At 74.7% G+C, this 10,598-nt stretch carries 10 protein-coding genes and 1 pseudogene; 3 read left to right on the forward strand and 8 right to left on the reverse strand.

Going from position 1 to position 10,598, the window contains the following annotated elements; genetic code table 11:
• The 5 genes and pseudogenes from PLP61_RS11025 to PLP61_RS11045 form a co-directional block, all read right to left on the reverse strand.
• Positions 1 to 593 (reverse strand): annotated as a pseudogene (locus tag PLP61_RS11025) (hypothetical protein); the annotation flags it as partial.
• 229 nt (positions 594 to 822) lie between these two features.
• Positions 823 to 1,845, reverse strand: coding sequence for a phosphatase PAP2 family protein (locus PLP61_RS11030; protein WP_324502764.1), 1,023 nt, complete (start codon positions 1,843 to 1,845; stop codon positions 823 to 825).
• Positions 1,846 to 1,875: 30 nt separating this feature from the next.
• Entirely contained in the window at positions 1,876 to 2,868 is a 993-nt protein-coding gene (locus tag PLP61_RS11035) for an ABC transporter ATP-binding protein (RefSeq protein ID WP_324502765.1), read from the reverse strand.
• A gap of 2 nt (positions 2,869 to 2,870) precedes the next feature.
• Positions 2,871 to 4,532, reverse strand: a complete 1,662-nt coding sequence (locus tag PLP61_RS11040) for an ABC transporter permease (protein WP_324502766.1) — start codon at positions 4,530 to 4,532, stop codon at positions 2,871 to 2,873.
• Positions 4,496 to 5,581, reverse strand: a complete 1,086-nt coding sequence (locus PLP61_RS11045) for a thiamine ABC transporter substrate-binding protein (protein ID WP_324502767.1) — start codon at positions 5,579 to 5,581, stop codon at positions 4,496 to 4,498. Before PLP61_RS11045 ends, PLP61_RS11040 begins: the two co-directional genes overlap by 37 nt.
• Positions 5,582 to 5,738: 157 nt before the next feature.
• On the opposite strand from PLP61_RS11045, the gene PLP61_RS11050 reads away from it, so the two are divergent.
• Positions 5,739 to 6,188 carry a GNAT family N-acetyltransferase gene (locus tag PLP61_RS11050; RefSeq protein WP_324502768.1) on the forward strand — a complete coding sequence of 150 codons (450 nt, stop codon included), beginning with the start codon at positions 5,739 to 5,741 and terminating at the stop codon, positions 6,186 to 6,188.
• On the opposite strand, the gene PLP61_RS11055 is transcribed toward PLP61_RS11050, so the two are convergent.
• Positions 6,170 to 7,228 carry an MBL fold metallo-hydrolase gene (locus tag PLP61_RS11055; protein ID WP_324502769.1) on the reverse strand — a complete coding sequence of 353 codons (1,059 nt, stop codon included), beginning with the start codon at positions 7,226 to 7,228 and terminating at the stop codon, positions 6,170 to 6,172. The genes PLP61_RS11050 and PLP61_RS11055 overlap by 19 nt on opposite strands.
• A gap of 60 nt (positions 7,229 to 7,288) precedes the next feature.
• On the opposite strand from PLP61_RS11055, the gene PLP61_RS11060 reads away from it, so the two are divergent.
• A complete protein-coding gene (locus PLP61_RS11060) occupies positions 7,289 to 8,233 on the forward strand; it encodes a carbohydrate kinase family protein (RefSeq protein ID WP_324502770.1) in 945 nt (314 codons plus the stop codon).
• 37 nt (positions 8,234 to 8,270) lie between these two features.
• On the forward strand, positions 8,271 to 8,885 hold the full coding sequence (locus tag PLP61_RS11065; RefSeq protein ID WP_324502771.1) for a TetR/AcrR family transcriptional regulator: 615 nt from the start codon (positions 8,271 to 8,273) through the stop codon (positions 8,883 to 8,885).
• Here the strand turns inward: PLP61_RS11065 and PLP61_RS11070 are convergent.
• Both PLP61_RS11070 and paaD read right to left on the reverse strand, forming a co-directional pair.
• Positions 8,873 to 9,958, reverse strand: coding sequence for a 2Fe-2S iron-sulfur cluster-binding protein (locus PLP61_RS11070; RefSeq protein WP_324502772.1), 1,086 nt, complete (start codon positions 9,956 to 9,958; stop codon positions 8,873 to 8,875). The genes PLP61_RS11065 and PLP61_RS11070 overlap by 13 nt on opposite strands.
• 2 nt (positions 9,959 to 9,960) lie before the next feature.
• Positions 9,961 to 10,461, reverse strand: coding sequence for a 1,2-phenylacetyl-CoA epoxidase subunit PaaD (paaD, locus tag PLP61_RS11075; RefSeq protein WP_324502773.1), 501 nt, complete (start codon positions 10,459 to 10,461; stop codon positions 9,961 to 9,963).
• Positions 10,462 to 10,598: the final 137 nt, after the last annotated feature.

The following is a 10,598-nucleotide window of genomic DNA, read 5'->3' on the forward strand; positions in this document are numbered from 1 at the left end:
CGGGCGGACCGAGCCTCCTGCTGTGCCGCCTCGGCCTCCGCCTGGGCGTCCGCGGCCTGGGTGACCGCCACCTCGGCGAGGGTCGAGGAGGCGCGGTAGACGTCGTAGCGGCTGTTGAGCGCCGACTCCGCGTTGTCCAGCGTGTAGGTGTGGTCGAGCACGGTCTCGATGCCGTCGGCGTGCACGATCGCCGACAGCGCGTGCAGCTGGGGGGCCAGCTCGTAGGTCGAGGCCAGCGTGTCGGCGTACGCCGCGCTCTGCCGGGTCAGGTCCGCTGAGGCGACCTCGGCCCGTCTGGCCGCGGCCCGGGCGGCCTGGCGGGCCTGGGCCAGGTGCCACCGGGCTCCGTTGTAGGCCTCGGTGGCCTGCGCGGCGGCGACGGCCGAGTCGCGCAGCCGCTGGTTGGCCAGCACCAGCTCGGCCTGGACCGTTGCCACGTCGCGTGCCGCGGTTCCGGCCGCCTCCCGGGCCCGGGAGACGTCGGCCTGGGAGGGGTAGTCCTGCTCGTCGGCCGACGAGGCCTGGGCCAGGGCGCCGACCAGCAGGCTCGCCGCGACCCCGGCCGTGAGCCAGCGTGCGGGCCGTCGCGCCACCGCCCGACCGGGGCCGGTCCGACCAGAACGGCGTGGCACGCGCACCGCAGACTCCCCCTCGTGAGTGGTTCGGGAGCCTCGGGCGACTTCCCCATCGCCCGAGGCACTCTCGGCACGCTAGTGCTCATTCGTCACAAAGGGAACAAGAATCTCAGATTTCTCACCTTTCACCGGCGTGTCGTCTTGACGAACTACACCGATGTAATTCCTGACGGGAGGGCGGGGCAGGTCAGGGAGCCGCGGCCGGGGCGGGGGCGAGCCGCTTTCGGTCGAAGCGCTGGCCGCTCACCACCCCACCCACGTAGAAAGCGACCAGCGCGATCATTACGCCGGCGACGTCATCGGCCACGTAGTGCCAGCCGAAGTACAGCGTCGCCACCACGGTCACCCCGAAGTTGACCCACAGCAGCCACCGCACCACCCGTGAGCGGATCGTCGCCTGGGCCATCATCGCCACCAGCAGCGTGATCGCGCAGTGCAGGCTGGCGAACCCGGCCACGGACTGGACCGCGCCCTCCAGGACGTTGAGGTTCACGTCCTGCCGGCCGTACTGCAGCGACTCCATCAGCCGGGTCGAGGCCGTCCGGTCCAGGCCCTCGTAGAGCCAGGAGTACTCGAAGCCCGGCCCCAGCGTCGGCAGCGCGTAGTACGACGCGGTCCCCAGCGTCCAGGCGATGCACTGCGAGGTCACGAACCAGTACCCGTAGGCGATGTTGTGCGACCACACCAGCCAGGCGGCGACCGCCAGCGGCACCAGCGGAAGGAACCAGAGGTAGATGGTGGACAGGACGTGCGCGGAGACGCTGGTCCCGAGCAGCGCGTGCAGCACCACCGCGGGCTCGTGGCCGAGGAACAGGGCCCGGTCGACCATGTGCAGCTCGCGGTCGTACGTCGTGGCGCCGAGCACCGCCGGTAGGAACGACTTCAGGTTCCGGTAGCTGACGTAGGTGATGTAGAACGTCGAGACCCCCACCACCACCAGCACCACCCGGTCCCGGGTCCAGTGCTGGCGGATCCGCTCGCGCATGAGGGGGCGCATCTGCCGCCACCGGAACCGGGAGACCCACACGGTGCGGGGCACCACGTCGACGAGGAAGGCAGCCCCGAGCAGCAGTGGGAGGCGCACCCACGCCGGGCCCAGGAACCCGTCCGGGTCGGCCAGCGACTTGCCCAGGGACACCGCCGCCAGCACCGCGAGCAGCCCCATCAGGGCGGCGTTCGCGACGAGGAAGACCTGGGGGCGGCGGTACACGCGGGCCAGTCTAGGGACGTCGACCACCGCTCAGGACTCCGGGAGCGCGGCCAGCCGGTGCGGGTCCACGGTCAGGTGGACGACGTCACCGGGAGCGGCGTGAGCCCCCGTCGGCGCCACGGCGTCGACCTCGCCCACCTCCTCGAGGCGCACCACGAGCCGCACCTGCTCGGGAGTCGCCCGGGCGGACTCGACCACTCCCGGGAGCCGGCCCACCGGGGAGACCACCAGCGACGAGCGGCGTACGGCGAGCGCGGGGGTGGCCGCCAGCCCGGCGGCCCGGGCCACGACGGCCGCCGCGGGCCCGCGCAGCACGCGCGCGTAGCCCAGGAACAGCGCGGTCTCCGCGTCGGCCGGATGCTGCCAGACCTCACCGATCGGCCCCTCCTGGACCACCCGGCCTGAGCGCATCACGGCCATCCGGTCGGCGACCGCGAAGGCCTCCTCGTGGTCGTGGGTGACCAGGACGGCCGTGGTGCCGGCCCGCCGCAGGATCCGGCGGAGCTCGCCCGCGAGGTGCTCCCGCAGGGTGGCGTCCAGCGCGGAGAGCGGCTCGTCCAGCAGGAGCACCCGAGGGTCGACGGCCAGCGCCCGGGCCAGGGCCACCCGTTGCCGTTCGCCCCCGGACAGGGTGCCCGGCAGCCGCTCGGCGTACCCGGCGAGGTCCACCAGGGCGAGCAGCTCGTCCACGCGCCGCGCCACGTCCCGCGCGGGAGTGCGCCGCAGCCGCAGCGCGTAGCCCACGTTCCCGGCCACCGTGAGGTGGCCGAAGAGCTGGCCGTCCTGGAACATCAGCGCGCAGCCCCGCCGGTGGGTCGGTACGCCGGCCAGGTCCGCGCCGTCCACCAGCACCCGGCCACCGGCGAGCGGCTCGAGGCCGGCCACCGCACGCAACAGCGTGGACTTGCCGCACCCCGAGGGGCCGAGCACCGCCAGCACCTGGGCCTCCGGCAGTCGCAGCGAGGCGGCGGTGACCGCAGGCACCCCGTCGTAGGAGACGCTGACCCGGTCGAGCTCGAGCACGGCTACATCGCCCCCACTGACGGCACCCGCAACCGCTCCACCGCCAGCATCACGACCACCGTGGTGCCGGCCAGCAGCACCGATGCCGCCAGGGCGGTGCCGTAGTTGGTCGTCCCGGGGTGCCCGAGGAGGCGGTAGATGGCCACGGGCAGGGTGGGCCGGTCCTCACGAACCAGGAAGGAGGTGGCCCCGAACTCGCCGAGGGAGACCGCCAGCGCGAAACCGGCCGCCGCCAGCAGCGGCTTCCACAGCACCGGGAGGTCCACGGTGACCAGCACCCGCCACGGCGAGGCCCCGAGGGAGGCGGCGGCCTGCCGCTGCCGGTCGTCGATGCCTCCGAGCACAGGGGTGAGCGTGCGGACCACCAGAGGCAGGGCGACCAGTGCCTGCGCGACCGGCACCAGCAGCGGGCTCTCCCGCAGGTCCAGCGGCGGGTGGTCCAAGGTGATCAGGAAGCCGAAGCCGAGGGTGACCGCCGAGACCCCCAGCGGCAGCATGAACAGCCCGTCGAGCGTGCTCCGCACCCGCCGCTCGGTCCGGCTGCGGGAGCGTCGCGTGGCCACGGCGGCCACCAGCAGACCGCAGGCCAGGGCCATCCAGGTCGCGTCGACAGCGGTCCGCAGCGAGGTGACCAGGGCACCGGTGGCAGTGGTGCCTGCGGCATCGGGGCGGCCCAGGGCCGTGTAGTTGCCCAGCCCCCAGGCCCCCTCCCGGTGCAGGGAGCCGGTGACCAGCGTGAGCAGGGGCGCGCCCACCAGGACCAGCAGGAGCCCGGTCGCGACCAACGCCGGCACGTCGCCTCGCCGGGGGCGCCGCGGCCGGGCGACGACCCGGTGCTGGGTGGGGTCGGGCACCGACCGGAGCCGCTGGCCGACCAGCAGCAGCCCTACGACGACCCCGAGCTGCACGAGGGAGAGGACCGCGGCGGCCTGCAGATCGAGCAGGTTGGTCGTCAGCAGGTAGATCTCCGTCTCGACCGTGGCGTAGCGCAGCCCACCCAGCGTCAGCACCACCCCGAAGGCGGTCGCGCAGAAGAGGAAGACCACGCTGGCCGCGGCGACCAGCGCGGGCCGCAGCGCCGGAAGCGTCACGGTCCAGAGCACCTGGGCAGGGGTGGCGCCGAGCGCGGCCGCCGCCTCGGCCGGGCGGGGGTCCAGCGACTCCCAGGCCGTGCCGACGGCGCGGACCACGACGGCGACGTTGAAGAACGCCAGCGCCGCGATGATCGCCACCGGGGTTCCGTCGAGCCCGAGCGGGCCGAGTGGCCCACCGCGGCCCAGCAGCTGGCGGAAGGCCACCCCGACGACCACGGTGGGCAGCACGAACGGCACCAGCATTGCGGCCCGCAGCAGCCGGGCCCCGGGAAAGGAGAGACGGTAGAGCGTGTACGCCGCGGGCAGGCCGAGCAGGAGCGCGCAGAGCGTGCCCGCGGCCGCCGACCACACGGTGAACCACACCACCCGGTGCACCCTGGGCCGGGCGAGCACCTCGAGGACGCCGCGCAGGTCGACGTGGCCGTCCACCCACAACCCCTGGGCGAGCATGCCGGAGACCGGCAGCACGAAGAAGACGCCGAGCACCGCGAGCGGCACGGCTGCCAGCAGCGCCAGGGCGGCGAGCCGGCGGGTCACCGGGTGGTGACCTCGGTCCAGGTGGTCAGCCACTCGTCGCGGTGTGCGCTGATGTCCGCCGGGTCCAGCGTGTACGGCGCCGTGGGGCGCGGCGCGAACCTGGCCCAGGACGCGGGGAGGTCCACGCCGGAGCGGACCGGGAAGACGTACATGCTCTCCGGGAGGGCGGCCTGGACCTGCGGGGACAGCAGGAACTGCACCAGGTCACGCGCCGCCTCGGGGTTGGCGGCCCCGGCCAGCACCCCGGCGTACTCCACCTGCCGGAAGCAGGTGTCCAGCAGCGCCCGAGTGGTCGACCGGCCGTCGTCCCCGACGGTGAAGGCCGGCGAGGAGTCGTAGGAGACCACGATCGGCCGGGTGCCGTCCTGGCCCCCCTGGGTGAAGTCCACGTAGTAGGCGTCGCTCCAGCCCGCGGTGAGCGCGGCTCCGTTGTCCATCAGCTCGGCCCAGTAGTCCGGCCAGCGGTCGCCGTACTCCGCGATGGTGCTCAGCAGGAACGCCAGCCCCGGGGAGCTCGTGGAGGCGCCCGGGGTCACCAGCAGGTCGCGGTAGGCGGGCCGGACGAGGTCGTCGAGGGTCGCCGGCGGGGCGAGGTCGCGGTCGGCGAACCAGCCGGTGTCGATGTTCACGCACACGTCGCCGGTGTCGACGGGCACCAGCCGGTCGGTGCCGTCGGGGAGCGCGTACGCCGCCGCGCCCGGCGGAAGGTCCACGGCCGCGGTGGCGAAGACGCCGGCGTCCAGGGCCCGGCTGGCGAAGGTGTTGTCCACGCCGAAGGCGACGTCACCGACGGGGTCGTCGCGGGTGAGCACCAGCTTGTTGGTGAGCGCCCCCGCGTCCCCCGACGCGAGCACGCGCAGCCGGTCCCCTGTCTGGGACTCGAACTCGCGCAGCAGCTGCTGGGGAAGGGCGAAGGAGTCGTGGGTCACCAGCACCACCGTGTCGGTCCCCCCGGAGGCGTCGGGCGACCCGTCCTCACCCAGCAGGCTGCACCCGGCCAGGGCCACCGACAAGACGGCACAGCCGAGCAGCGCGGTGCGGTGCGGGCCAGGGCGGGGACGGCGGGCAGGCCACGCGGTCATCGGTCGACTCCCTTCGCCGGTGCTAACCGGAGCAGGTTCGGAGGGTCTGCGGCTGGTCCGCACTCTCAGCGCGTCGACCCGCCCGTGACCGGCCGGGGCGCGCTCCCCTGTCTTGGTCCCGCCATCCTACGCGGCGGCCCGGAACTAGGGTGGGGCCGTGGACGTCCGCTGGCTGGCCTTCGAGGAGCTCGCCCCGGGTACGGCGTACGCGCTGTGGCGGCTGCGCCAGCAGGTGTTCGTGGTCGAGCAGGCCTGCCCCTACCCGGACCTCGACGGCCGCGACGACGAGCCCAGCACCCGGCACCTGCTGCTGGAGGAGGAGGGCCGGCTGGTCGGGTGCCTGCGACTGCTCGACGACGGCGACGCCGCCCGGATCGGCCGGGTCGTCGTGGCCCCCGAAGCCCGGGGCCGCGGGCTCGGTGAGGTGCTCATGCGGGCCGCGATGGACCGCGTCGGGGGCCGCCGGGTCCGGCTGGACGCGCAGACCGGGCTGGGCGGCTGGTACGCCGGCTTCGGCTTCGAGGTCACCGGGCCCGAGTTCCTCGACGACGGGGTGCCCCACCTGCCGATGGAGCGGCCCGGGGCCGCTCAGACGACCGGGGAGTAGACCGCGCCCGCTGTCGTCTCCTCCACGCGCAGCTCGCCGCGGGCCACGAGCAGCTCCAGGTGGGCCCGGGTCTCCATGGTCGCCATCGCGGCGTTGAAGAGGTCCAGGTCGTCGAACGCCAGGTCGTGCCGGGTCCATGGCAGCTCGTGCGCGGTGGTGTACGCCGTGGCCCCAGCGGCGGGCACCGCCGCGCGGCACAGTGCCAGCCGGTGCGCGTGGTGCGCGATGAGCTCGTCGACGCGGGCGTGGCTGGAGTCGGCCACCGGCCCGTGGGCGGGCAGCAGGGTGAGGTCGGGCAGCGCCCGCACCTTGGCCAGCGAGGCGAGGAAGTCGCCGAGCGGGAGCGAGGCGGGCTGCGGCTCGAAGCCGATCGACGGCGTGATCGTGGGCAGCACGTGGTCTCCCGCGAAGAGCAGCCCGGCCGCCCGGTCGGCGAAGACGAAGTGGCCCTGGGTGTGCCCCGGGGTGTGCACCGCCTCGAGCGTGCGGGACCCGACCTCGAGTGCGTGGTCCCGGTCGAGCCAGGCGTCCGGGTAGCCCCACAGGCCGACGTCGGGCAGCGACTCGGCCAGGAAGGCCGCCATCGCCTCGGCGATCCGGTGGCCGCCGGCCCGCCGCATCATGCGCAGGTAGGGGTCGCCCTCGGGGTCGGGCTCGTGGATCAGGTCCAGGGTGGGCTTGTCGCCCAGCCCGAGGGAGATGTGCGCGCCGAACTCGCGGCGTACCGTCACGGCCTGCGTGTAGTGGTCGCGGTGCACGTGGGTCACCAGGAACCGGGTGATGTCGGCGGGCGTGCGTCCCATCTCGGCCAGCGACCGCTCCAGCAGCTCCCTGCTCTCCCTCACTGCCCAGCCCGCGTCGACGAGCGTCAGCCCCTGCTCGGTCTCCAGCACGTAGACGTTCACCGCCCGCAGCCCGTCCATCGGGAGGGGGAGCGGGATCCGGTGCACACCGTCGGCGACCGGCCAGGCGCCGGGCTCGGTCCAGTGCAGTCCCGAGTCGGGCGAGACGGCGTGCGCGGTGGAGAAGGGGGTGCTCATCGACACCCATCCTCCCAGCCGGTCGTGGACCGCAGGGGTGGTGGGCAATACCCTCGGCGGGTGAGCAGCCGTTACGTCGTCGTGGTGGGCGGGGCGAACATGGACCTCAAGGCGCGCAGCTCGGCGCCCCTGGTCTCCGCCACCAGCAACCCTGGCACGGCCACGGTCACCCCCGGCGGTGTCGGCCGCAACGTGGCGGAGAACCTGGCCCGCCTGGGCACGCCGGTGCAGCTGGTCGCCGCGGTCGGCGACGACGTCTTCGGCCACGCGCTCTTTCGTGAGACCGCGGCGGCCGGGGTCGGGCTGGACCTGGTCCGCCGGGGCCCCTGGACGACCGGGACCTACGTCGCGGTGATCGACGAGACCGGGGAGCTGGCGGTCGCGGTCGCCGACATGGAGGCGACCGACGCCCTGACCCCCGACGACGTGGACGCGGCCGCCCACCTGGTCCGCGGTGCCGCCCTGCTCGTGCTCGACGCGAACCTCGCGCCCCCCACGCTGGCGGCGGCGCTCGACCTGGGTGCGACCAAGGGGGTCCCGGTCATCGTGGACCCGGTGAGCGTGCCCAAGGCGGCCCGGATGGCGCCGGTGCTCGACGGGTCCCGGAGCCTGCTGGCGCTCACGCCGAACCGCGACGAGCTGGCCGCGCTCACCGGACGCCCGGTCGCGACCCACGGGGAGCTGCTCGACGCCTCTGCGGTGCTGCACGAGCGCGGCGTCCACCACGTCTGGACGGGTCTGGGCCGCGCCGGGTCCCTGCTGGTGACCGCCGGGGAGGACCCGCTCCTCGTGCCGGCCAGTCCGGTCGACGCGGTGGACGTCACAGGGGCGGGCGACGCGATGCTGGCCGGCTTCTGCCACGCCTTGCTCCGGGAGCGCGACATCGGCGCCTGCGCCCGGTTCGGCCAGGCCGCCGCAGAGCTCACGCTGGCCGCCGAGGGCACGGTCCGCGCCGACCTCTCGGTCGCCCTGGTGGACGCTCACCTCGCGGAGACCGGCCGGTGACCGTCCGCCGCCCGGGTCCGGGCCGGTCCGCCCACCGGTGAGCGAGCCGATCCGGCGGGGTCGCCCCGGGTACGACGCGGCGACGGTGCTGCAGCACGCCGTGGCGCTGTTCAACCGTCAGGGCTACGACGCCACCAGCATGGGCGACCTGGCCCGTGACCTGGGCCTGACCAAGTCCGCGATCTACCACCACTTCCCGAGCAAGTCCGCCCTGCTCGCCGCGGCGCTGGACCGGGCCCTGGACCCGCTCACCGCGGCGGTGACCCGGGCCCGGGCGGCGCCCGGGACCCCGGCGTACGACCGGCTGCGGGCGCTGGTGCGAGAGAGCGTGGGCGTGCTGGTCGCCCGCCAGGCGGAGGTCCGGCTGCTGCTGCGCGTGCGCGGCAACAGCGACGTCGAGCGCGCCGCGCTGGCCCGCCGCCGCTGGATCGACGACGAGCTGACCGCCCTGGTGCGGCAGGGCGTCGAGGAGGGTGCGCTCCGTGACGACCTCCCTGCCGCGGTGGTCAGCCGGCTGCTCTTCGGCATGGTGAACTCGCTGGTCGAGTGGTACCGGCCCGACGGCCCGGTCGACGTGGCCGAGCTGGCGCAGGCCGTGACCCGCCTGGCCTTCGAGGGTCTGGACCGGCCGTCGGCCGGTCACGCGTCGTAGTCGACGGTGACCCTGTCGGTGACCGGCAGGGACTGGCAGGTCAGCACGAACCCGCGCTCCAGGTCGGGCGGCTCCAGCGCGTGGTTGCGGCGCATCGCCACCTCGCCCTCGGTGACCCGGGCCCGGCAGGTTCCGCACACGCCGCTGCGGCAGGAGTACGGAAGGTCGGCCCGCAGCACCCGCGCGCAGTCGAGGATCGGGGCGTCCCGGGGCACGGCGACAGTGGCGCTCACCCCGTCGAGGACGACGGTGACCTGGCTCGAGCCGGCCGGTGTGCCTGCGACGGCGGGGGCCGCGCGCGCAGGAGGCTCCTCCGCGACGTGGAAGAGCTCGGAGTGCACCCGCTCCGGCGGCACCCCCAGCTCCGTCAGCACCCGACGGGCGTCCTCGACCAGACCGAGCGGACCGCACAGCCACGAGGCGTCCAGGCCCTGGAGCGGGACCATCTCGGCGAGCAGGTGCCGCAGCCGCTCGGCGTCCAGGCGCCCCGACGGGAGCCCGGCCTCCCGCGACTCCCGGGTCAGCACCTGGAGGTGGTGCAGCCGGGACAGGTAGCGGTTCTTCAGGTCGCCGAGGTCCTCGGCGAACATGGTCGAGGAGCCGGTGCGGTTGACGGTGACCAGGGTGAAGTGGGCGGTCCGGTCGCGGGCGAGCACGGTGCCGGCGAGGGAGAGAACCGGGGTGATGCCCGACCCGGCCGCGATGCCCAGGTGCCGACCGCCGCCGGCGCCGGCGCCGAACCGGCCGGTCGGTGTCTGCACCTCCACCACGCGGCCCGCAGCCACCTCGTGGACCAGCCACGCCGAGAACACCCCGCCCGGGACCTCCCGGACGCCGATCCGGAGCGGGTGGCCCTCGGCGGCGCTGATCGAGTAGGACCGTCGCTCCTCCCGGCCCCCTACGACCCGGCGCAGCACCAGCGACTGCCCGGCCGTGAAGGCGTAGTCCTCCCGCAGGTGCTCGGGCACGTCGAAGGTCACCGCCACCGCGTCGGGGCACAGCGGCTCGACGGAGGCGACGGTGAGCTCGTGGAAGACCGGTCGGCGGGACCGCCGGTCGGCGGCGGGGGCCACCCTCAGACCTCCTTCAGGTGCTCGAAGGGCTCCCCGCAGTCCTCGCAGCGGTACAGCGCGGTGCAGGCGGTCGGGCCGAACTCCGAGACCACGCCGACGTGGTCGGACCCGCAGCGGGGGCAGCGGGCGTACCGACGGGGGCGGACCAGCGACAGCGGCACCGGACCCGCAGCGGCCGGCGCCGGGCCGGGCGGGGAGATGCCGTGCCGGGCCAGGGTCGCGCGGCCGTGGGCGGTGATCAGGTCGGTGGACCACGGGGGCGCCAGCGAGATCCTGACCTCGACCTCGGGGAAGCCTGCGGCTCCCAGCCGGGAGGCCAGGTCCTCCTGCATGGTGGCAGTGGCGGGACACCCGGTGTAGGTGGGGGTCAGCGTGACCAGGACCCGGCCCTCCTCGACGCGCACCTCGCGCAGCACGCCCAGGTCGGCCAGGGTGAGCATCGGCAGCTCGGGGTCGGTGACGGTGCGCGCGACGGCCTCGGCCCGCTCTCGCTGGTCGGCCACGTCACCACCGCCCCAGCGGGTGGGCCCGGGCCACGCTCTGCATCTCCGCCAGCAGCCGGGTCAGGTCGGCGGTGTGCCGGCCCTCCCGCCCGCCCGGGCCGGGGGGCACGTCCAGCACGGGCCGCGCGAGGCCGGTG

Origin of the sequence: Nocardioides sp., from assembly GCF_035429765.1 — a bacterium.
Classification (GTDB): Bacteria; Actinomycetota; Actinomycetes; order Propionibacteriales; family Nocardioidaceae; genus Nocardioides.